This is a genomic window from Streptomyces sp. NPDC050988 (assembly GCF_044456225.1).
Classification (GTDB): Bacteria; Actinomycetota; Actinomycetes; order Streptomycetales; family Streptomycetaceae; genus Streptomyces.
The window spans coordinates 88,606-110,734 of the sequence record NZ_JBITFQ010000019.1 but is presented as its reverse complement, the minus strand read 5'-3'; the positions used below and the strand labels follow the sequence as shown (position 1 = coordinate 110,734).

Below are 22,129 nucleotides of genomic sequence, written 5' to 3'. Positions count from 1 at the left end.
CCTCATGTGCCCGCTGAGAATGTTCAGCACGGCAAGTGCTCGGTCTGCCGCGCGGTTGACTTGGCTTGGCGTGCGGCAACGGCCATTACGATGACGGAGATCAGTACGATGCCGGCGCCGACGTAGAGCGGCGCGGTGTATCCGAGACCCGCGGCGATCGCCAGGCCTCCGAGCCAGGCGCCAAGCGCGTTGCCGATGTTGGACGCGGAGACATTGGCACTGGCGGCCAGCGCGGCCCCGTGGGCGAAGTCGGTGACGCGGGTGATCATGCCGGGCACGCTGGCGAACCCGAACAGCCCCATCAGAAACACCAGTGTCACCGACGCGGTGGGGCTGTCGGCCAGCAGTCCGAACACGGCCAGGGTGACGGCAAGTCCGAGGAGGGCGAGGATCAGGGCGCGATCACGGTCGCGGTCGGCGGCTCGTCCGCCGACCAGGTTCCCGACGACCAGGCCGACGCCGTACACCATCAGCAGCCAGGCGACATCCGAGGGGGAGAAGCCGCCGACCTCGGTGAACGTGTAGGCGATGTAGCTGAACGCTCCGAACATCCCGCCGTAACTGAGCGCGGTGGCTGTCAGGGTCAGCCAGACCTGCCAGGAGCGGAACGCACGGAACTGTCCCCGCAAGCCGTCGGCCGGTGTCGGGTCCGAGTGGCCCGTCGCCGTCGCCGTCGCCGTCGCCGTCGGCGGCCGCGGCTCTCCCGCCCCGTCGGGGACGAGGGCGGCGATTCCCGCCAGCGCGAGCACGCCGATTGCGGTGACAGCCCAGAAGGCGGCTCTCCAGCCCCAGCGTTCGCCTACCAGCGCGCCGAACGGCACACCCAGCACGTTCGCAAGCGTCAGCCCCGCGAACATGACCGCCACCGCCCGGGACTTCTTCTCCGGCGCGACCAGACTGCGAGCGACCAGCGACCCGATACCGAAGAACGACCCGTGGCACAACGCCGCGACGATCCGCCCGAGCAGCATCACCGGATAGCTCGGCGCGAGAGCGGACAACAGGTTGCCGATGACGAACAACGCCACCAGACCGACCAGAACCGCCTTGCGGGGCAGCCGCGCCGTCGCCGCGGTCAGCACGATCGCACCGACCGCGACACTCAACGCGTACCCGGAGATCAGCCACCCCGCCGCCGCCTCGGACACCGCGAAACTCGACGCCACCTGCGGCAGCAGCCCCGCGATCAGGAACTCGGTCAGCCCGATGCCGAAACCGCCGAGTGCCAGCGCGACAAGCCCACTCGGCATCCGTCGCCGCCCGATCACGTCCCCATACACAAGGAGACTGGAGGCGCCGTCTGCCATCTGCCCTTGGTCCCCTGCCAGGAGGCTTCCAAGTGGACTACGGGCGGGGCGAGTTCACGCCAGGGCCGGGCGGTGCCCGTATCCAGCAGGAAGACCGTGTCCCAGGAGCCGAATTCACTCATGGCTCCACCCTCACCCCTGGAGACGGACTCATCCATGGACAAAGATCGAGGACACTTGGACGAACGTGAGAAAACCGGGGACGCGCGAAGGTGCGCCTGCCACCCCCACCTCACCGTCTCGGACGATGCTCAGTCGAGACAGAACTCGTTGCCCTCGATGTCCTGCATCACGATGCACGACTCGTTCTCGTCATCGGCGAGCAGCGTGTTCACGTGTACCGCGCCGAGCGCGATCAGCCGCGCGCATTCGGCCTGAAGTGTGGCCAGGCGCTCTTCACCCACGAGTCCGGTGCCGGCCCGCACGTCGAGATGCACCCGGTTCTTGACGACCTTGCCTTCGGGAACGCGCTGGAAGAACAGTCGCGGGCCCACGCCCGAGGGATCACTGCATGAGAACCATGAACCCTGATCCTCAGGAGGCAGGGTGCGGTTGAAATCGTCCCAAGTGTCGAACCCCTCCGGGGGCGCCGGTGCGACGTACCCCAACACCTCGCACCAGAAGCGAGCGACGCGCTCAGGTTCTGCGCAGTCGAAGGTGACTTGGAACTTCTTGATCGATGACATCGGCGCACCATAGCAGGGGGACTTTGGTGCTCATTTCCCGGTGTGGATCCGCCCGTTGCGGCGAGGCCGACCCGGGCCGCCCGCTGTTGTGACGTGTGGTCGCGGAGCCTCTAGCGGGTGACCACGTTGAACACCGGGTAGGTCTGCGGTTGCACATCCGTGAGGCCGAGTTCCCGCAGGATCGGGATGATGGTCTCGCCGAACTGCTCGAACGCCTCCTGGGACTCCCAGACATCCACGACGAGCCAGCCATTGCCGGTGGGCGCGGCGGTGTGCGAGATGAGACCGGACACCGGCCAGTCGGCGGGGCTCTTGACCGGGCCGGGCCGGCCGGCGACCTTCTCCGCGCTCTGCTCGTACTGGGCCTGGGTCATCCCGGGCATATCGAGAATCACGACGATCGCCATAGCTGAGATCCCTTGCGAAGAGGTACGGAGTCGTTCGGCCAGTTGACCACCTTGGCGGGCCGCCTGCGCGTTGGCCTGAGCCGGACAGGGCATGGCCCCCACCCGTATGTGGCGCCGCTCAATCCCGAGGGCGGGAGACGAGCTTCTCGCCCACCTGCGCGGCTGACTGCGCCAACAGGCCCAGGCACCAGCACCGTCCATCCGATGACATTGAGTGTCATCACTAGGATGAGTGTCATGGGTCGATGGATGCCGGACGCAGCGGGCCGACTGTCGCGGGCCGCGCTCGAGCTGTACGAGGAGCGCGGTTTCGAGGACACCACGGTCGCCGAGATCGCCGAGCGGGCGGGTCTGACGAAGCGGACGTTCTTCCGTCACTTCCCCGACAAGCGCGAGGTGCTGTTCCCGCTCTCGGCCCGGATTCACCAAGTGATCGTCGACGCCATGGCCGCCGCGCCGGACGACCTCTCGCCGCTCGCCGTCGTCATGGAGGGGTACGGCGCCGCTGTGGACATGGTGAACAAGGGCCATGTGCATGCCCGGCGTCGCCGAGCCGTCATCGTGGCCAACCCGGAGCTTCGGGAACGAGAGCTGACCAAGTTCGCCGCGACCAGTGCGGCCGTGACCGAAGCGCTGTGCGAGCGCGGTGTCGCACCGCGGACCGCCTTCCTGACCGCCGCGGCGGGCGCCGCCGCATGGAGAACCGCGCGCGAATCCTGGATCGAGGGTCCAGAGACACAGGACCTGCACACCCTGCTGCGCGAATCCGTGGAGGACCTCAGGGCCGCGGTCGCGGCCCCGCTCGCGCCGTAAGTCACAGCTACAGCTACAGCTACAGCTACAGCTACAGCTACAGCTACAGCCACAGTCACGGCCACGCCTCTCCTTGTCGCTCGCGTCATCCATGACACCTGGTGTCATCACTGTTACGATGACACCTGGTGTCATCACATGCCACGTGTTCGACCGGGAGGGTGCATCGCGCATGCCGGAAACGTTCGACGAAGCAACCACGATCAAACGACGAACCTTCGTCGCGGCGTCGACAGCGGTGGCCGGTCTACCCCTGCTGACCTCGGATCGCCTGCCCACAGCCACACCCGCGCCGGCCGACCGGCTCTCCACCGTCCATCTGACGGTCAACGGCGAGCAGCGCACCGCCCAGGTCGACAACCGCACCTCACTCCTCGACCTCCTCCGCGAGCACCTGGACCTCCCCGGCACGAAGAAGGGCTGCGACCAGGGCGCCTGCGGAGCCTGCACGGTGCTCGTGGACGACCGGAGGGTGAACGCCTGCCTGACCTTCGCCGTGATGCACCAGGGCGCGCGCGTCACCACGGTCGAGGGGCTCGCCCGGGGCGAGCAACTGCACCCGCTGCAACAGGCGTTCATCGACCACGACGGCCTTCAGTGCGGCTACTGCACGCCGGGGCAGGTCATGTCGGGCGTCGCCTGTATCGCCGAGGGCCACACCGGCTCCCGGGCCGAGATTCGCGAGTGGATGAGCGGCAACCTCTGCCGGTGCGGGGCGTACACGAACATCGTCTCCGCCATCGAGCAGACGGCCAAGGAGGCCTGACCGCGTGCATCCCTTCGCCTTCAGCCGGGTCTCCACCGTCACCGCCGCGCTCAACGCCGGTGCCCACGACGGCCGTTACATCGCCGGCGGGACCACACTGGTCGACCTCATGCGGGAGACCGTCGAGCGCCCCGCGCACGTGGTCGACATCAACGCGCTGCCGTACAAGGACATCACCGTCACCCGGCAAGGGCTGCACGTCGGTTCCCTGGTCCGGATGAGCGACCTCGCCACGCATCCGGAGGTGCGCGCCACGTACCCGCTCCTCTCGCAGGCCCTCGAACTCGGCGCCTCGGCTCAGCTCCGTAACATGGCCTCCATCGGGGGCAACATCATGCAGCGGCCCCGGTGTCCGTACTTCCGGGACATCCACTCCGCGTGCAACCGCCGTGACCCGGGCTCGGGTTGCGACGCCCGGCACGGTGACAACCGTATGCAGGCGATCCTGGGGACGAGCACCCACTGCGTGGCAACTCACCCCTCCGACCTGGCAGTTGCCCTCGTGGCGCTGGACGCGGTGATCCACGTACGGAGCCTCGACGGCACCCGCTCCATCCCGGTCCAGGACTTCTTCCTCCGCCCCGGGGACACACCGCAGAAGGAACACTCGCTCAGGTCCGGCGAACTCATCACCTCCCTCACCGTCCCTGCGGGAGCGCACACGCGCCGCTCGGGTTATCTCAAGGTCCGCGACCGACAGTCCTACGAGTTCGCCCTCGCGTCCGCGGCGGTGGCGCTGGACATCAGGGGCGGCGTGGTCCGGGGTGCCAGGGTGGCCGTCGGCGGTGTGGGGACCGTGCCGTGGCGGCTGCCCAAGGTGGAGGCGGCGCTCGTCGGCAAGCGGCCGGGGCGCCGGACATGGACGGATGCCGCGGCCCTCGCGGCCGAGGGCGCCGTACCGCTGTCCGAGAACGCCTTCAAGGTGCGGCTGGTCGAACGGACCGTGCGCCGCCAGCTGATGACGATCGGAGGACAGTGATGGCGACGACCGCCGTCGGGCAGCCGCTCTCCCGCGTCGACGCCCGCCGCAAGGTGACCGGAACGGCCACCTACTCGGCCGAGCACCGCATCGAAGGCCTGTTGTACGGCGTGATGGTCAACGGCACGGTGGCCCGTGGCACGGTGAGCCGGATCTCGGTGGACGCGGCGCTCGGCCACCCGGGCGTCCTGCACGTCCTGACCGACTTCGGCAAGCTGCAGCTGGCCCACCCGGTAGATCGACTCACCTTCTACGGCCAGCCCATCGCGGTCGTCGTCGCGGAGACCCTGGAAGCGGCCACCCACGGAGCCTCGCTGGTCGAGGCGACGTACGAACGGCAGGACGCGGTCACCGACTTCGACGATCCTCACGCCCCGTCGCAGACACCCGAGGACGAGCCCGACTACAGCCGAGGCGACCCGGCGGGCGCGCTGGCCTCGGCGCAGGTGAAGGTGGACCTGGAACTCACCAGCGCCCGGGAGAACCACAACCCCATCGAACTGCCCTCGACCATCGCCCGGTGGCAGGGCGGACGGCTGACGCTCTGGGACAAGACCCAGTGGTCGCAGGGTGCCGCGCGCACGGTGGCCGGCGCGCTCGGCATCGCCGTCGGCGACGTACGCGTGCACAACGAGTTCCTGGGCGGAGGGTTCGGCAGCGGAATCCAGACGTACGACCATGTCATGCTGGCCGCGTTCGCCGCGCGCGAGGTCGGCAGGCCGGTCAAGGTGGTGCTGACCAGGCGTCAGTTCTACTACGGTACCGGGTTCCGGCCGGCCAGTCGGCACCGGATGGCCCTCGGCAGCACCGCGGCCGGGCGCGTCAGCGCCCTCGTCTACGAGGTCCGTATCGAGAACGCGCGCTACCGGACCTACACGGACGGCCTGACCGACCTGCCGAAGTTCCTCTACGGCGTCCCCAACACCAGTACCGCCTACCGGGTCACGCCCATCGACGTCCAGTCTCCCGCCTCCATGCGAGGGCCTGGCGTGGTGCTCGGCAACTTCGCCCTGGAAACCGCGATGGACCAGCTCGCGCACGAACTGGCCGTGGATCCGGTCGAGTTGCGGCTGCGCAACGAGCCGACCCAGGACGAGGTCTCCCAACTCCCTTTCTCCACCCGGAAGTTGCGGGAGTGCTACGAGACCGGCGCACGCCGCTTCGGCTGGTCCCGCAGGCGCGCCAAGCCGGGCTCGCGCACGGACGGCGACCTGCTCATCGGTATGGGGATGGCCACCGCCAGCTACCACAACAACCGACGCGACTCCAGCGCACGGGCCCGGATCCACGCCGACGGCACCGCCGAAGTCTTCGCGGCCTCCGCGGACATGGGCCCCGGCACCACCACCTCGCTCATGCAGGTCGCCGCGGACGCCCTGGGGCTGCCCGCCTCGGCGGTCACCTTCCGGCTGGGCGACTCCAGTTACCTCACCGCGCCCCTGCACGCGGCGGCCTGCACCATGGCGAGCGTGGGCTCGGCCGCGCACACCACCTGCAACGCGCTGAAGTCGGAGTTCATCCGCAGGGCGGTGGCGGACCCCGACTCGCCTCTCCACGGCGCGAATCCGGCGGATGTGCACGCCCGCGACGGCTACCTGTCGGCCGTCGACGGGGGAGCCCGGGACAGCTACCGGGACATCCTGCGCCGCGCCGGTCTGCCCAGCCTCGACATCACCGGCAACTGGGGCCCGGGCGACGCCGATTCGAAGATCTCCACCTACGGTTACGGAGCCGTCTTCGCCGAGGTGTCCGTCGATCCCCTCCTTGGCCTCGTCCGCGTACGGCGGATCTTCGCGGCGTACGACGTAGGGCGGGTGATCAGCCCCAAACTCGCCCACAGCCAGGCCATCGGCGGCATGGTCGGCGGTATCGGAATGGCCCTCCTGGAAGGCACCGTCACCGACCACCGCGACGGCCGCATCGTCAACGCGAGCCTCGCCGACTATCTCGTCCCGGTGAACGCGGACGTTCTCGACCTCGACGCCGCGTTCGTCAACACCGAGGATCCGCAGGCCGATCCGATCGGTGTGAAGGGGCTCGGCGAGATCACCATCGTCGGGGTGGCACCCGCCATCGGCAACGCGGTCTTCAACGCGACGGGCAAACGCCTGACAGACCTGCCGATCCGTCCTGAGGCACTGCTCTGACCCAGATGGACGACCGCGCGGCGCTGCGGCCCGAACGGCACCCGGAAGGGCCTGCCCCTCGTGCACGCACAAGTTCCGCAGTACTTGCGCGGATCGTTAGGTGCGTTGACCCACTCCGCGCGACAAGCTCCAGCCCGATGGCGTCCACTGGTGTACCGAGTCCGAACCGAACGACGTCGACCCTGAGTTGGACAGCCACGCCCGCCTCTACGCCGACCGGCGCCCGTGGCGACGCGACCGCGTCGACGAGCGTCGCCTCCGTCTGACCCGTCTCGATCTTGCGCAGAGTCTCCGCCGCCCCCTGTCGCCGCGGCCACTTCCGCCATGCCGTGGTCACCGGGGGCCTGGCGCGGCAACGTGCCGACGCGTTCGCTGCGCCGCCGTTCCCGCGGAGGCAGCGGAGCTCTCACCATGACCGTGATACTAATACCGGTATAGAAATTGGTCGCCAAGGCGTGAGACGAGGAGTAGCAGGACATGGTGGAGATCAAGACCGACACGGGGCTGGACGCAATGCGGGAAGCCGGGCGCATCGTGGCTCAGGCCCTCGCCGCCGCCCGGGAAGCGGCAGGTGTCGGGGTAACTCTGCAAGAACTGGACGAAGCGGCCCGCACGGTGCTGACCAAGGCCGGGGCCCGCTCGCCCTTCCTCGGCTACCAGCCCTCCTTCGCCCCCACCCCCTTCCCCGCGGTGCTCTGCACCTCGGTCAACGACGCAGTGGCGCACGGTGTCCCCAACGACTACCGGCTGTGCGACGGCGACCTGGTCAGCATCGACTGCGGCGCCGAACTCGACGGCTGGACCGGAGACGCCGCCATCAGCTTCACCGTCGGCACCCCTCGGCCCGTCGACCTGGCCCTGATCGACGCCACCCGGCGCGCTCTCGACGCGGGCATCGCCGCGGCTGTTCCCGGCAACCGCGTCGGCGACATCTCGCACGCCATCGGCACCATCGCCGAAGCGGCCCGCTGCGGCATGCCCGCCGACTTCGGCGGCCACGGCATCGGCCGCAGCATGCACGAAGACCCCCACGTCCCCAATCGAGGACGTCCCCGCCGAGGCTTCCGTCTCCGCCACGGCCTGACCCTCGCCATCGAACCCATGCTCATGGCCGGAGGACACGACGACTACTACACCGCACTCGACGGCTGGACCCTCCGCACCACCGACGGCAGCCGAGCAGCCCACTTCGAACACACCATCGCCATCACCGAAGAAGGCCCCCGCATCCTGACCCTGCCCTGACCGGTGTGCTGACCGGTGTGCCGGGACGGCTGGCGTGCCGTGGGTGCCGTCGAGGGACCGGCGGTGGGCGAGGAGTTGACGGTCGATGGACCGTCGGTGTGGCGCTGACGCGCAGAGTGTAGGCCCGGCCACGTCGTACGGTCCAGCAATGGTCCGCCGACCGGGGGCCGGCAGAGGGGAGTCAGCCGGGGACGGCCGCTACTCCAGCCACGTCCCGTCGCGCATGACGACTCTGCCGCGGAGTTCCGGCTCACCGCGCCAAGCACGGACACTCTTCGGCACTACGCGCACATACACGAAGGAACCCTCCTCCGCGCGCGGGTCCCAGCGGAACTTGGCGGCGAACGCCTCCGCTGCGTCCGCGGGTACCTCCTGGTCCGGGAAACACTCCGCCTCGCCCTGGACGAGCACCACATCGAAGGTGTCCGGCAGCGCCAGGCGTACGCGCGGCTCCTCGCGGACGTTCCGCGCCGTCGCGGAGGTGGCACTGGTGCACACCCACACCGCTCGCCCATCCCACAGGAACCACAACGGCACCTGGTGCGGCCCGTGATGAGGATGCGCTGTCGACACCCATACATCCCGCTCGGCAGCGAGCCGTTCCAGAGTGTCGCGCCTACGCTCCGCCGCCTGTCGGCGAACAATCCCCGTGATCCGCATGAGCGTCGACCCTAGCCAGCGGACTCAATGCGCGCATGAGGCGAAAGACCTACGCCCGGCGACCGATGAACTGCTTCAGAGTGAGCCAGATGCTCCTGGAGCGTGAGGTGGCGGAACTGGTAGACGGCGCCAACGCGGCGCAGGATTCCACGGCGTTCGTGAGCATCGGCCAGGAAGCCCATCAGCCGCCATGGCATACGTCCTTGAGCCGCCAGCAGGAGGCGGGTGGTGGTGTACCGCCACCACAGTGCTCCACCCGTGGCCACGAAGGCGCCGAACGCCAGGCCCACGCAAGCCCCCAGGCCCGGATGCGTACCGAATCCGACGACGAAGCCGACGGCGAGGCCGAAGACCAGCCACAACCCCAGAAACACGCGGCGGTCCATGGCCAGCAGATCGCCCGGGCTGACGGGATCGGAGGCATGTGGGATGTGGGCGCTCAACCCACCCGCAAGCCCTCCGACCAAACCGGCACCGATGGCAGTCGTCACACCGTTCTCCAGTCCGAACGGCAGACCGACCGCGAGACCGGCCAGGGATCCGGCGCCGGCCCCGACGGCGACGAACGGGTTGGGCAGCCAGCCGATACCGGCGTTGGGCCCCGTCCGTTCGTGCACCGGGGTGAAGAAGAGTCCCACCGCGGTGGCGATGCAGATGAGGGCTCCCGTTGCCAGACCGGCGCCGGCACCCAGCATCGGTCTGCCCAGCGCCAGTCCCGTGAGCAGACCAGTGGTCGCACCGGTGAACAGGCTGCTCAGGCCGAACGCGGCGAGCAGGCGGTGAGCGGGGAAGGACTGCGACAACTGCCACCAAGCCAGATTCGTGGTGCCGCCCAAGGAGTACTGCATATGACGTGCCAGGAAGATCAGGTATCGCTCGGCCTGCTGTGGGCTCCAGCGGCAGGGCCGGGAGGGGTGGGGGCGGTAGGCCGCCGGGATGAAGGCGCGGTACAAGTGACGCTCCACGGCAGTCCTTGAGCTGAAATCTGCGTTCACGAGGTCGTCCGGGTTCGCGACCTCGCCCGTAGATTCCCCAGGACGCGGGTTGTAGACGGCGCGGGCCATGAAGAGTCCGAGCGGCGTGCTCAACGCCTGCCCGACAGGCGACCGCGGGTCGTGCATGGCATCCGCGACACGTGCCCAGCGATCGGCGCCCTCAATGTGCCTTCCACCGGCGTCGCTGCGCAGATACGTGGCGGCCGTTTCGGCATCTACGGGGTGAAGCCGGATCCCGGCGGCTCCGTCCAACCGCACGATGGTGACGCCTCCGGTGGGGGCGAGGGCCTGACGGTATTCGGTGCTGCGGCTGGTCAGAACGAGTGGCGCCCTGGCGTTGAACACCTCGTTGATCGAGTTCAGCGCGTGGTGCCGTAGCGCAGCAGGCAACTCGTCCAGGCCGTCGAACAACGGCAGAACGAGGCGGCGTTCGACGAGAGCACGAGCCAGTGTGCTGTCCCGTCGGCCGGGCGTGATGCCACCGCCCTGGGCACGGGCGCCGAGCGCCGGATGGTCTTGGATCAGCTGGTCGATCATCCAGGAACGCAGATCCTGGCTCAGCGGATCGAAGGAGGCCAGGGCGAACAGGACCGGCACGGCACCGCCGGAATCACGGTGTGCGGGGTCGAGCAGCGCCAGGAGCAGCCGGACCAACATCATGGTCTTGCCGGAACCCGGCTCGCCCAGGACGACGAGGCGCCGTGTGGGGACACGGTGGAGGAAGACCTCCTGGATGTCGTTCCCGGAGCCGCTGAGCCCCTCCGGTCCGTCAGCCCATCGGTCGGTGCTGTTCGAGGGCCCGCCAGGGACGTGCCTCGCGGCCTCGCACAACACCGCCCAATCCACCGTCACTTCGGGGTCGGCCGCAGACCAGGCCACCGGCAAGGGGTACGGGTAGTTCAGCCGCCACACCTCGGCCTCCGCCTCCCACTGGTGGCGTACCGCTTCCGCCAAGGAGTCAGCCGTGTCTTCCAGTGCCTCACCGGCGCCCGTTGCCCCCTGCTGAAGCCGGAAGGCGGTGACGAAGAGCGGAGGCAGGCCCAGTAGTGCGGCGACCACACCGATCACTTTGCCGATGTCGTCGACGCGGTTCACACCCCACGCGTACAGCACGCCCACCACGGCAAGCAGTGCTCCGACGGCGTAAAACCGTGCCCACCATCGTCTCCTCCCACCCATGCGCCGTCCTCCGCTCTGCATACTTCGGCCGCAGCCGATCTTGCCCTCAGCGCCGGCCGGACGTGAGAAGGACGAGTCAACAGAGACAAAGTCCTTACTGAGTCGTCGTGTTGGCGTCACAGCAGCGTGTTCGCCGTCGCCTGCTCGGCTGAAGTCACCACCGGCGCAGCAGCACGCGATTAACCCGGCGACGCAGACGGTCGTCCCCGGGATACTGGTCGCCCATGGATGAGGTGAAAGTCGTCGTCGCCCATTCCGAGCGCGCGACCTTGCGCGTCGGCGATGTGTTCCTGAAGGTGGACGCCGATCAGGCGCGCATCGACGTCGAGGTCGAGGCGATGGCCCTGGCGCCGGTCCCGACCCCGGAGGTCCTGTGGCACGAGCCGCCCGTGCTCGCGATCGCCGCGGTCCCGGGGGCGACTCTCGGCCGCCTCGGTGAGCCGTCGACCGCGTCCCCGGCGGGATGGGCCGCGGCGGGTGCCGCCATCCGGAAGCTGCACGACGCGCCGTTGCCGCCCCGGCCCGGCCGGGCGGGCCGGGACCTCGACGAACTGGCGGCGGACCTCGACGGCGAGTGCGAGAGGCTCGTGACGGACGGTGTCCTGCCCGCAGACCTGGTCACCCGCAACCGACAGGTCGCCGAGGCCGCGCTCCGACCGTGGACTCCGGCGTTCACGCACGGCGACCTGCAGATCGCTCACGTTTTCGTCGACGGCGACGAGGTCACGGGCATCATCGACTGGTCCGAGGCAGGTCAGGGCGATGCCCTGTACGACCTCGCCACCTTCACGCTCGGACACGAGGAGCACCTCGGCGACGTCATCGCCGGCTACGGCACCGATGTCGACCTCCACGTGATCCGCGCGTGGTGGTCGTTGCGAAGCCTGCTGGCGGTTCGCTGGCTGGTCGAGCACGGCTTCGACCCGTTCACCGCGGGCTGTGAGGTGGACGTGCTGAGAGCCCGGATGTGAGGCTGCGCGGGCCCGCTGCTTTCGAATCAATTCGATAAGCACGCGGATGATATCGATGCTACGAGTTGGTGCATATCGTCGGTGTCTCAAAAACCGCATACGTGCTGGCAACGCCGCGCTGCCTTGACTGGCAGCATGAATCAGAATCCATCATCAGCACGAACAACGACCGGCCGGATTCGCTGGCTCCCTGTCATCGGCCTGATAGCCGTCATAGCAGCGATCACCGCAGCCCTCGGCTACCAGGTGTCGCAGTCCTCGTCTTCCTCATCGGCCGCATCACCCGCGAATACTCTTCGCATTGAACACCGTGGCGGACTGGGCGAGGCAGATGGCGCCGTCCCGGACGGCGTGACGGTCTTCGATGACGAGATTCCGGCTGTGGTCAACCTCGATCCAGATCTGCTCAAGGCCCTCCGCGGGGCTGCAACGGACGCCGCGGACAATGGAGTCGAGTTATACGTCAACAGCGGTTGGCGTTCCCCGGAGTACCAGAATCAGCTTCTTCGAGAGGCGGTCGCCAAGTACGGATCTCAAGACGAGGCCGCCCGATGGGTGGCCACCGCGGCGACATCTCCTCACGTGTCAGGGGACGCGGTCGATCTCGGGCACTCCGATACGACGGTGTGGCTGTCCAAACACGGTTCCGAGTACGGGCTGTGCCAGATCTACAGGAACGAACCCTGGCACTACGAACTGCGCACCCATGCCATCGATTACGGCTGCCCGCGCATGTATGCCGACCCGACCCAGGACCCGAGAATGCAGAAGTGACCGGCGGTGACCGAGCACAGACGATGGCGTATATGGACACGGCGGACGCTGGACAGGGCGGGCGTCGGCCGCCGGGACAGCGGCTCCGGAGCCGGCTCGCCCCGACTATGGCCCGGGGCGAGTACCTGTTCCCGGGAGGTGAATCATCCGTCGCCCGGGAGTCGCAGAACGCTCGGAATCGATGAGTTCCGTCATCACATGCAGGGCCTGAGCCAGGGATTCGCGCAGTGGCGGGCCGTCCGTCCGGTCGGGCTGGAGGGCCCAGTCCTCCACGGCGATGCGAAGTGCGGCATTGAACATGCCCGCTTCCAGGCGGACGGCGAGGTCGGTGTCGGGCCGGTCGGTGCCTTCGGCGATCGCCGCGGCGAACACCGCCTCGGCGTCGAAGTGCGTCTCCAGCCAGACGGCGCGCATCCCGGGCTCGTCACGGCTCAGACGTATGAGATCGCGCAACGCTTCCAGGCGACGCGTACCAATCACGCCGGGATCGTCGGCGCTCGGCATGGTGCGGGTGAGCGAGCTGCCTCCGCTCCAGTAGTCCCGTAGGCGCTCGGTCACCAGTTCCAGGCCCGCGGTGAGCAGGGGGCGCGCGCACTCCTCCTTGGAGCGGAAGTACCGCCACAGGGTGCGCGTGGAGACTCCGGCGGCCGAGGCGATGTCCTCCGCGGTGGTCGCCGCCACGCCCTGGGCGACGAAGAGCCGGACCGCCTCGTCGGCGATCTCCATACGCGTCGCTTCGCGGCGTCGCTCCGTCAACGGTGGCCGCCCCGTGCGGCTACCGGGCTGACCGCCCATGCATCCTCCTCGACACAGTTGCGCTGATCTTAGTTCATGGCGCACTGCGACTTTGTGGCACACCGCGACAGGTGCTGCTACGGTGGCGGCGTCTCGACCTGTTCATGAACACGTCAATTCCGGTCGTGTGCGGCCGACTTCGCAGAGCAGGCCATCGCGGCCTTGTGCTTCCGGGCCCGGGCCCGGGCTCGGCGGAGTGCGCGGCACCCCAGCCGGCGATGGGTTCGCCCCCACAGTCCGGCCCTCGTGAGCCCGCGGCCACGACGGGCCTCTTCCGACGGGAGTCTCATGTCCGACAGCTCTGCTCCTCGCCTCGCCTCCGGCGTGAGCCGCCGAACAGTGCTCGGTGCGGCGGGCCTCGGCGCGGCCGCACTCGGCGGGGCCCTGGCCGGCGCAGGCAAGGCGTCGGCCGCGGTGTCCACGGCCTCCGCGTCCGTGACCGAGCGGCGCGCGCGGGCCGTTGTCGTGGGCACCGGCTTCGGCGGCGGCGTGACCGCGTTGCGGCTGGCCCAGGCCGGGGTGTCCACCCTGGTCCTGGAGCGGGGCCGACGGTGGCGCACCGGCCCCGACGCCACCACGTTCTGCCGCTTCGCGAACATGGACAACCGCTCCGCCTGGCTGACCGACCACGCCGTCGTCGGCGGCGGCACCCAGACGTGGGAGCCCTACACGGGCGTACTCGAACCCGTCGTGGGCAACGGCATGACCGCCATGGTCGGCGCGGCGGTCGGCGGCGGCTCGATCATGTACCACGGCATGAGCCTCCAGCCGACGAAGGCCAACTTCGCCAAGTCGATCCCGGTGGCGGCCGGTCTCTACGACGACCTGAACCGGTGGGCCTACCCGACCGTCGCCCGGATGCTGGGCATCTCCACCATCCCTTACGACATCCTGGCCTCGGACCCGTACAAGTCCTCCCGTCTCTTCCAGGAGGTCGCCCCGAAGGCGGGCCTGACCCCGTTCAAGGTGCCGCTGCCCATCGACTGGAGCTACGCGAGGGGCGAGCTGACCGGCCGGTACGAGCCGACGTACACCACCAGCGACATCGCCTTCGGCGTCAACAACGGCGGCAAGCACTCCATCGACGTGACCTACCTCGCGCAGGCGGAGACCACCGGCCTGGTCGAGGTCGCCCCCCTGCACGTCGTACGCGATGTCGCCATGGACGCCAACAGGCGCTGGGTGCTGTCCGTCGACCGCATCGACACCAGCGGCACGGTGCAGGAGCGGATCCGTATCACCGCCGACGCCGTCTTCCTCAACGCCGGCTCCCCGGGCACCACTCGCCTCCTGGTCAAGTCCCGCGCCAAGAACCTCATCCCGGACCTGCCCGACGCCATCGGCACCGGGTGGGGCAACAACGGCGACCGGATCTGGGCCTGGATCAACCCGACCGGTGACGCCGGCACCATTCAAGGCGGCCCCGCCTGCATCGGCGGCACGGACAGCACGAGTTCCATCCCGCTCACCGTCATCCACGCCGGCTCGCCCATCCAGCAGAGCGGCGTGACCGCCCTGACCGTCGTCGGCTTCGGCATCGTCGAGGGCGCGGGCACCTGGGCCTACGACGCCGCCGACGACGACGCCGTCCTCACCTGGCCCGCCGCGGCGGAGGCGGAACTCCAGGCACAGATCGCGACCCGTATGCGGGCCATCGCCACGGCCGGCGGCGGCATGATGATCGACACCAACGCGAGCGCCCCCTCCACCTGGCACGCCCTCGGCGGCGTCCCGATGGGCGACGCCGTCGACGTCACCGGCCGCGTCCTGGGTCACAAGGGTCTCTACGTCCTCGACGGCGCCCGCATCCCCGGCTCCACGGGTGCCTGCAACCCCTCCCTGACCATCGCAGCCCTCGCCGAACACAGCATGCAGACCATCGTCCGCCAGGACGTCGGCCGCGTTTTCTGAGGCAGGAGAAGTCATGCACAGCAAACTCACCTGGGCGGCAGTCCGCCCCCACCTCTTATGGGCAGCCGCGCTGACCCTCCCGCTCCTGCTCGGAGCATCCTCCGCCGTCGCCACGGAGGCCGGCCCAGCCGCTCGCACGGCGGCGAGCCCGACCGTCACCGGCCCGGTGACGGGCGGAAAGGGCGCCGTCGTGCTGGCGGGAACGGCATTCGGCCTCGACAGCGTGGGATACACACAGTCCGAGTTCTTCCTCACCGGGAACGCCGACTCCTACGTACCGACAGCACCCCTCGACTCCGACGGACGCTGGCAGGTGAAGCCCGCGACCACAGCGCCGTACACCACCCGGATCGTCGTGAACCGCCCCGCCGATCCGGCCCACTTCAACGGGACCGTCGTAGTGGAATGGCTGAACGTCACCGGCGGGGTGGACGCGGCGCCGGAGTGGATCTACACCCACAACGAGCTGATCCGTGAGGGCTACGCCTGGGTCGGCGTCTCCGCCCAGGCCACCGGAGCGACCGCCACCGAGACGGCGGACCCGGTGCGCTACGAGGCCCTGTCCCACCCGGGCGACAGCTACTCCTACGACATCTTCAGCCAGGCCGGCGAGGCCGTACGGGACTCGGCCGCCACGGTCCTGGACGGGCTCCGTCCCCGTGCCGTGCTGGCCAACGGCGAGTCGCAGTCGGCGTTCCGCCTCACCACGTACATCAACGCGATCCAGCCCCTGGTGTCCGTGTACGACGGATTCCTCGTGCACAGTCGGCGCGACACCGGCGCGCCGCTGTCACAGGCACCCCAGGAGAACGTCTCGACTCCGGCGGTCGTCCGCTTCCGCCCGGACCTGGGCGCGCCGGTGCTCGTCGTGCAGGCCGAGACCGATGTGATCGCGCTCGGCTCCCTGGCCGCCCGGCAGGACGACTCCTCCCGTCTCCGGCTCTGGGAGGTGGCCGGCACCGCGCACGCCGACGCCTACATCGGCCTCGGCGCGGGTGACAACGGCAGCGGCGCCGCCGGCCTCCAAGGGCTGAACGCCATGCTCAGCCCTCCGACCCGGCCCGGCTGCGGCTCGCCGATCAACACCGGCCAGGCGCACTACGTCCTGGACACCGCGGAGTTCGCACTGAACCGTTGGGTGACGACCGGCGTCCCGCCGGCCAGGGCACCCCGACTCGAGGTGGACAGCTCCGGCTCGGCACCCGCCTTCGTCCTCGACGGCCACGGCAACGTCGAGGGCGGGATCCGCACACCGTCGGTCGACGCACCGGTCGCCACGCTGTCGGGTCTCGGCCGGTCGGGGGCGTCGTTCTGCTTCCTGTTCGGCACGACGACCCCCTTCTCCGCCGAGAAGCTGACGGCCCTGTATCCCACCCACGCCGCGTTCGTCCGGAAGTGGACGGCGGCCACGGCGCAGGGGGTCGGGGCGGGCTTCATCCGCCCGGCCGATGCGGCGGAACTGGTCGGCGCGGCCAGGCAGTCCGGCATCGGCGGCTGACCGTCCCCTGAGGGCCCGCGCGACGAGGCGCGCGGGCCCTCAGAGTGTCCCTCCGTACGAGTTCCCGCTACGGCCAGCCCGTCGGCCGCACCGTGGAACCCCTTGGCTGACCAACGCAATCGTGGGCGAGTGTCACCCGCCGGGACTTCCGGGGGCGGACCCGTCTGCCAGGAGGATCGACAACCCTGCCGCGGGAATCGGTGTCGGTGCAACCACGCGTTGAGCTGGTCAGTATGCGGCGTCGTAGCGGGCGCGTGCGGTCAGCACATCGGCCTCGTGGGCGACTGCCCATTGTCCGAGCGCGGTCAGCAGTTCTCGTAGCGAACGACCGAGGTCGGTCAGGGCGTACTCGGCGCGTGGAGGTCTGCCGGGATGAAGGGTCCGGCTGATGAGTCCTTCGCGCTCCAGCGACCGCAGAGTGCGAACCAGCATGCGGCGGCTGAGGCCTTGGACCGACCGGTCGAGCTCGTTGAAGCCGTAACTGCGCTGCGCCAGAAGCGTCAGCAGCACCGGGCTCCACTTGTCGCCGATCCGGCGCAACACGGCCGTCGCCGGACACCTCTGGTGATCATCGACCGAGACCGGCACCGTGACGCCGACGACGGGTTCGTCCGCCGAAGCTGCGTGGAGGGGTGACATCAATGTGCCTTCTTACGAGACCAACGCGCCATCACGAATCATCAGGCTACACATACAGCAGAGGAGCCTCTCTTGATCGCAGTAAGCGGAGCCTCGGGGAATCTGGGCAGCTCAACCGTCCGGCATCTCATCCAACGCACCGACGCCGCCCGCGTCCTGGCGTTGTCCCGCACCCCGGACAAGAGCGCCGACCTGGGCGTGCGCACTCGCCATGCCGACTTCGACGAACCGAACGCGCTGATCCGGGCCCTCGACGGTGTGGAACGGCTGCTGATCATCAGCATCGGCACCGACGACCGGCTGCCCAAGCACACCCGAGCGATCGACGCCGCCGCGAAGGCGGGCGTGGGCCACGTCCTGTTCACCTCCATCACTCGCGCCGGCGACCCGGGCCACCCCAATCCCCTTGTCCCCGACTACGGGTCCACCGGGGCCCGAGGCAGTGACCGACGCCGACGTCGCCGCCGCGCTGACCGAGGCCACCGGCTGTCGCGTGCGCTACGAAGAGGTCGCCGACGCCGAACACCCCCAGCGGCTCCTGGACCAGGGGTTCCCCGAGCACTTCGCTCACGCCTGGAGCGCCGCCGGCATCGCCAAACGCGATGGCTGGTACGACATCACCACCCACGCGGTTCAACGGCTCAGCGGTCGGCCGGCTACCACTGTCACCGACTATTTCGCCGCGCACCGCGCCGAGTTGGTCAACTGACCCTGGTGCGGAAGTACTACCGCCGTTGCCTGGCACGTCGACAGGTCGAGCCCCGGCCGCGCACCTTGGAAGCCACCACTGGGTCGTTGAGCGGTCCATGGCCTACTGGGTATCGCGCCGGCGGCGTGCGAGAACGATTCCCCCGAGTGTGCTCTCTGCTGAGGTGAGAGTCTTGTGCACCTCGACGGTGAAGCCGGCTTCGTTGAGCCACGCAGCCATGTGGCTCTGCTGTCGACGATGGACGTAGAGCTTCATCGGGTGGCCGCCATAGCCCTGCGTCTTCAGCTGCGACTCATCACCGACATGGAAGCCGAGCAGCAGGGGACCACCAGGCCGGACCACTCGCTGGAAGTGTGCGAAGACCGAGCCGATCTCGTCGTCGGGCACGTGGATCAGCGAGTACCAGGCGACGAGGCCGGCCATCGAGTCATCGGCAAGGTCGAGGTCGGTCATCGAGCCGAGTTCGAACCGTAGTCCGGGGTGATCGCGGCGAGCCACCTCGATCATCCCGGGCGACAGGTCGATCCCGAACGCGTCCACGCCCAGTTCACTCAGGTGAGCCGTGATCCGCCCCGGCCCGCATCCCACGTCCGCGACCGGGCCACCACCGCTGGTGCGGACCTGCTCGGCGAACAGTGCCAGGACCTCGCGCTCATAAGGCGTTTCATCCAGCAGGTTGCGCAACTGGTCCGCGTAGCTGGCGGCGACGGTGTCGTAGGACGCGCGAGTCTCTTCCAACCAGCCGTCAGTGTTCGGTTCGATTCCCACGTCGGCAGGCTACGCAACGGCAGCATGAGGTGACTTCGAACGACGGCCGGATCCTGTCGTTTGGATCATGCCGGACCTGGGGGCGTGGCACGTATTTCCGCGGAGCTGTCGTCAGCCCCAACACTCCGCGCTGACTTGCTCATCCGCCTTGCAGCTACACACCCGGGCCCCGCTCCGTGATCCCCGATCTGGCTCGATTCGAGCGACAGATCCTAGCTGTCGACCTCGTACTGGCCGACCTCCAGGAAGTAACGCAGCGCTTCCCGGGTGTTGCCGCTGTCGGGGCGGCCGGGACAGACGGATGCGAGATGGCGACGCAGGGCGGACAGGGAGGGGTGAGGATTGTCGGTGCGCCAGACCAGGGAGCGGGGGCAGAGCGGGGTCGGGTTCTCGATGGGGATGCGATGCAGGTCCTGTCCGGCGGGCCGGACCAGCGGGGTCTGTTCGCTGACGAAGGTGCCCAGTGTCGTGGAGTTGGCGGCGGTGTCGAGCAGGGGCTCGATACCGAACTCCGGGCCGACCGAGTCGATGATGATGCCGAAGGCGGCGGCGAACTCGTCGTAGTAGGCGGCCCACTCGGTGCGTGGCACGTTCCCGGGCATCCAGATCCGACGGCCGGCGAGCTGGGCGGGAGTGATCGCGGGAGCATCCGCGAACTCGTGTCCCGGTCCGGTGAACAGGTGCTGCGGTTCGTCGAAGACGGATGCGGCTTCCACACCGCGGGGGAGCTGCCGGCTGGGCATGTCACTGCACGGAAAGTCGCATCGATGGTTCCGTCCCGGCCGACGGCGATGGCCGTGTCGGAGTCGAACAGCGTCACGACATCCAGCTCGGTCTCGGGGTGCGCCGCCCGGTGAAAGCCGCGCAGCAGACCGGCCAGGGAGAGTCGGCGGCCGATCACGTCGACGCGGAGCGCCCGATGTCCTGGCCGTACGGAGCCGACGGCCCGCTCAGCGGCTTGGAGGCGCCTGCGGGCATGGGGCAGGAACGCCTGTCCGTCGATGGTGAGCCGCGCTCCGCGTGCGTCCCGGGTGAAGAGCTGGACGCCGAGTGCCTTCTCCAGCGCGGCATGCGTTTGGACACCGCTTGCGGAGTGACCGAGAGATCGGTGGAGGCCTCCTGGAACTGCCCCGCATCCACAACGGCGACGAAGGTGCGTACGGCAACGACGTCCATGCCGCTCATTCTGGGCAGACAACCAATCGTTGATCACGCCTGTCCTGATGGTTGTTTGATTCCGGTGTGCCCTGATCGTTTTGATGGCTCCGATCAACCTGTGGTTGAACTGCCGTCGCGCCCGACGGGTGCCATTTCAACGGCTCGGACCCGAGCGCCCCATCGTGAGGACCCCTCATGCCTGATCAAGACCGCCTCTACGTCCGCACTCCCGAGTTCGCGCGAGTGGCCGAGCGAATCGAGATCGTGACCACGCTCACGTCACGGCTCAACGTCCTGCCCTTCGACAACAAGGCGGCACGCGCGGCCTTGTTGTCCGAGATCGTCGGCAAGCCGGTCCCCAGCTCCGTGAACGTCTATCCGCCCTTCTACACCGACCACGGGCTTGGCATCGAATTCGGTGAGCACGTCTTCGTCAATCAGGGCTGCACCTTCTTGGACCAGGGTGGTATCCGCCTGGGCGACGGTGTCCTGATCGGCCCGAAGACCAACCTCATCTCCTCCGACCATCCCCTCCCGGCGTCCGAGCGAAGCGAGTTCATCACGCGGGCGCCCATCACGATCGAAGCGAACGCGTGGCTCGGCGCGGCGGTCACGGTTCTCCCCGGTGTCACGATCGGACGCGGTGCGGTGGTCGGCGCCGGAGCCGTCGTCACGAAGGACGTTCCCCCCGACACCCTGGTGACCGGACCGTCCTCGTTCGAGCGCAAACGGTGGATCGACTGAACCGAGAGGCCGACAGCAGCCCGGCTGGGCGCAATCGAGCCGTGGGCAACCGGCCGGCCAGGGCCACCGTCCGCCCCACCACCCGCGCGGCCGTGGTGCCGGATTCCCCGCATTCGCCGCTCGTAGTAGCGGTGGACGAACATGATGCCGCGCGATTCGAACGCGGCCTCGAACCGCTGACGAACGCGGCCTCGAACCACTGACGGAGACGGGCGAGGCGACCGTGCCCTCGGAGAGGGACGGGACCGGCGGCGGGGCCGACCGGTCACTTCTTCCTGGCGTCCCAAGAGCCGGCGCCGAACGTGTGCAGCAGCACGACCAGGGTGGCCCCAAGCCGCCAGTCCAATCCCGGCGCGTGCAGATGCAGCTTGTTGCCGCGGGATCTGAACTCCAGCGGGATCTGCCCACCCGCACGCCACTTGATGCGCCGGGGGCCGCGCGCGACACCACCCTCATTGCCGGGGACACTGTCGAAAACGCTGAACACGAGGATCAGCAGCTGTATCGGAAACGACAGCCACCACATGAACCACCAGAAGATCCGGCCCTTGAAGCCCACTGCCTCAGGGCCGCCGGGCTGAGTCACGGTCCAGCGGGTGCGCAGGCCCCTGCCACGGAGGGCCTTCTCACGAACGAGCGTGCCGATGAGTTCGCCGTGCGCTCCGAGCGCCTGAAACTTCGCGACACCACCGGTGGCCGACAGGGTCACCAGGGTGGCCACCCGCTCCCGGCGGTGCTCGTCGGCCCACAGGACGAAGGAGCGGGCGCCGCTGCTGCGGGCCGCGAGGTATGCGGGAATGCCGCCCGGCGGCAGCTCGCGCTCCACGTACGCGACCACCCGGGACGGTCCCGATCCGTCGGAGAAGTCGACCCAGTCCTTGACCGGCGCCGGAGCCCCGTCGCGGACTCTTTCCCGGGAGGCTCTCATGGCCAGTACATTGCTCACCCGACATGCTCCTTCTTCAGCCGCTGCTTCAA

General features: G+C 68.9%; 20 protein-coding genes and 2 pseudogenes. 12 read left to right on the top strand and 10 right to left on the bottom strand.

Going from position 1 to position 22,129, the window contains the following annotated elements:
• Positions 1-23: 23 nt before the first annotated feature.
• The 3 genes from ACIBEI_RS32315 to ACIBEI_RS32305 form a co-directional block, all read right to left on the bottom strand.
• On the bottom strand, positions 24-1,250 hold the full coding sequence (locus ACIBEI_RS32315) for an MFS transporter (RefSeq protein ID WP_398893745.1): 1,227 nt from the start codon (positions 1,248-1,250) through the stop codon (positions 24-26).
• Positions 1,251-1,558: 308 nt separating this feature from the next.
• Positions 1,559-1,993: a VOC family protein gene (locus tag ACIBEI_RS32310; RefSeq protein ID WP_398893744.1), complete on the bottom strand. Its 435-nt coding sequence runs from the start codon at positions 1,991-1,993 to the stop codon at positions 1,559-1,561.
• Between the two features lie 110 nt (positions 1,994-2,103).
• On the bottom strand, positions 2,104-2,400 hold the full coding sequence (locus tag ACIBEI_RS32305) for a hypothetical protein (protein ID WP_398893743.1): 297 nt from the start codon (positions 2,398-2,400) through the stop codon (positions 2,104-2,106).
• A 237-nt stretch (positions 2,401-2,637) separates the two neighbouring features.
• Here ACIBEI_RS32305 and ACIBEI_RS32300 point away from each other — a divergent pair, with 237 nt between their 5' ends.
• The 5 genes from ACIBEI_RS32300 to map all read left to right on the top strand — a co-directional run bounded on the left by ACIBEI_RS32300 (position 2,638) and on the right by map (position 8,350).
• On the top strand, positions 2,638-3,213 hold the full coding sequence (locus ACIBEI_RS32300; protein WP_398893742.1) for a TetR/AcrR family transcriptional regulator: 576 nt from the start codon (positions 2,638-2,640) through the stop codon (positions 3,211-3,213).
• Between the two features lie 172 nt (positions 3,214-3,385).
• Positions 3,386-3,979 (top strand): (2Fe-2S)-binding protein, encoded by a 594-nt coding sequence (locus tag ACIBEI_RS32295; protein ID WP_398893741.1) that lies wholly within the window; start codon positions 3,386-3,388, stop codon positions 3,977-3,979.
• A gap of 4 nt (positions 3,980-3,983) precedes the next feature.
• Entirely contained in the window at positions 3,984-4,958 is a 975-nt protein-coding gene (locus ACIBEI_RS32290; protein ID WP_398893740.1) for an FAD binding domain-containing protein, read from the top strand.
• Positions 4,958-7,105: a xanthine dehydrogenase family protein molybdopterin-binding subunit gene (locus ACIBEI_RS32285; RefSeq protein WP_398893739.1), complete on the top strand. Its 2,148-nt coding sequence runs from the start codon at positions 4,958-4,960 to the stop codon at positions 7,103-7,105. Before ACIBEI_RS32290 ends, ACIBEI_RS32285 begins: the two co-directional genes overlap by 1 nt.
• A 477-nt stretch (positions 7,106-7,582) precedes the next feature.
• A complete protein-coding gene (gene map, locus ACIBEI_RS32280) occupies positions 7,583-8,350 on the top strand; it encodes a type I methionyl aminopeptidase (protein ID WP_398893738.1) in 768 nt (255 codons plus the stop codon).
• A 198-nt stretch (positions 8,351-8,548) separates the two neighbouring features.
• Here the strand turns inward: map and ACIBEI_RS32275 are convergent, their stop codons facing one another.
• Complete coding sequence (locus tag ACIBEI_RS32275) at positions 8,549-9,010, bottom strand: pyridoxamine 5'-phosphate oxidase family protein (RefSeq protein WP_398893737.1); 462 nt, start codon at positions 9,008-9,010, stop codon at positions 8,549-8,551.
• 11 nt (positions 9,011-9,021) lie between these two features.
• Positions 9,022-11,127 carry an NACHT domain-containing protein gene (locus tag ACIBEI_RS32270; protein ID WP_398893736.1) on the bottom strand — a complete coding sequence of 702 codons (2,106 nt, stop codon included), beginning with the start codon at positions 11,125-11,127 and terminating at the stop codon, positions 9,022-9,024.
• Between the two features lie 281 nt (positions 11,128-11,408).
• Between ACIBEI_RS32270 and ACIBEI_RS32265 the strand changes: the two genes are divergently transcribed.
• Positions 11,409-12,155, top strand: a complete 747-nt coding sequence (locus ACIBEI_RS32265) for a phosphotransferase family protein (protein ID WP_398893735.1) — start codon at positions 11,409-11,411, stop codon at positions 12,153-12,155.
• Between the two features lie 135 nt (positions 12,156-12,290).
• Positions 12,291-12,929 (top strand): M15 family metallopeptidase, encoded by a 639-nt coding sequence (locus ACIBEI_RS32260; RefSeq protein ID WP_398893734.1) that lies wholly within the window; start codon positions 12,291-12,293, stop codon positions 12,927-12,929.
• Positions 12,930-13,034: 105 nt separating this feature from the next.
• Here the strand turns inward: ACIBEI_RS32260 and ACIBEI_RS32255 are convergent, their stop codons facing one another.
• Positions 13,035-13,724: a TetR/AcrR family transcriptional regulator gene (locus ACIBEI_RS32255; protein ID WP_398893733.1), complete on the bottom strand. Its 690-nt coding sequence runs from the start codon at positions 13,722-13,724 to the stop codon at positions 13,035-13,037.
• A gap of 288 nt (positions 13,725-14,012) precedes the next feature.
• Between ACIBEI_RS32255 and ACIBEI_RS32250 the strand changes: the two genes are divergently transcribed.
• Both ACIBEI_RS32250 and ACIBEI_RS32245 read left to right on the top strand, forming a co-directional pair.
• Positions 14,013-15,635: a GMC oxidoreductase gene (locus tag ACIBEI_RS32250; RefSeq protein WP_398893732.1), complete on the top strand. Its 1,623-nt coding sequence runs from the start codon at positions 14,013-14,015 to the stop codon at positions 15,633-15,635.
• A gap of 13 nt (positions 15,636-15,648) precedes the next feature.
• The gene (locus tag ACIBEI_RS32245; RefSeq protein ID WP_398893731.1) at positions 15,649-17,133 is read left to right on the top strand and encodes an alpha/beta hydrolase domain-containing protein; all 1,485 of its coding nucleotides are present in this window, start codon (positions 15,649-15,651) and stop codon (positions 17,131-17,133) included.
• A gap of 228 nt (positions 17,134-17,361) precedes the next feature.
• On the opposite strand, the gene ACIBEI_RS32240 is transcribed toward ACIBEI_RS32245, so the two are convergent.
• Positions 17,362-17,772: a winged helix-turn-helix transcriptional regulator gene (locus ACIBEI_RS32240; RefSeq protein ID WP_398893730.1), complete on the bottom strand. Its 411-nt coding sequence runs from the start codon at positions 17,770-17,772 to the stop codon at positions 17,362-17,364.
• A 72-nt stretch (positions 17,773-17,844) separates the two neighbouring features.
• On the opposite strand from ACIBEI_RS32240, the pseudogene ACIBEI_RS32235 reads away from it, so the two are divergent.
• Both ACIBEI_RS32235 and ACIBEI_RS32230 read left to right on the top strand, forming a co-directional pair.
• A pseudogene (locus ACIBEI_RS32235) lies at positions 17,845-18,108 on the top strand (NAD(P)H-binding protein); the annotation flags it as partial.
• Positions 18,109-18,214: 106 nt separating this feature from the next.
• Positions 18,215-18,481 (top strand): hypothetical protein, encoded by a 267-nt coding sequence (locus tag ACIBEI_RS32230; RefSeq protein WP_398893805.1) that lies wholly within the window; start codon positions 18,215-18,217, stop codon positions 18,479-18,481.
• A 102-nt stretch (positions 18,482-18,583) separates the two neighbouring features.
• Here the strand turns inward: ACIBEI_RS32230 and ACIBEI_RS32225 are convergent, their stop codons facing one another.
• Both ACIBEI_RS32225 and ACIBEI_RS32220 read right to left on the bottom strand, forming a co-directional pair.
• A complete protein-coding gene (locus tag ACIBEI_RS32225; RefSeq protein WP_398893729.1) occupies positions 18,584-19,249 on the bottom strand; it encodes a class I SAM-dependent DNA methyltransferase in 666 nt (221 codons plus the stop codon).
• A gap of 212 nt (positions 19,250-19,461) precedes the next feature.
• A pseudogene (locus ACIBEI_RS32220) lies at positions 19,462-20,425 on the bottom strand (LysR family transcriptional regulator).
• 177 nt (positions 20,426-20,602) lie between these two features.
• On the opposite strand from ACIBEI_RS32220, the gene ACIBEI_RS32215 reads away from it, so the two are divergent.
• Positions 20,603-21,151 carry a DapH/DapD/GlmU-related protein gene (locus tag ACIBEI_RS32215; protein ID WP_398893728.1) on the top strand — a complete coding sequence of 183 codons (549 nt, stop codon included), beginning with the start codon at positions 20,603-20,605 and terminating at the stop codon, positions 21,149-21,151.
• Positions 21,152-21,416: 265 nt separating this feature from the next.
• Here ACIBEI_RS32215 and ACIBEI_RS32210 read toward each other — a convergent pair whose 3' ends face one another.
• Entirely contained in the window at positions 21,417-22,097 is a 681-nt protein-coding gene (locus ACIBEI_RS32210; protein ID WP_398893727.1) for a hypothetical protein, read from the bottom strand.
• Positions 22,098-22,129 lie beyond the last annotated feature (32 nt).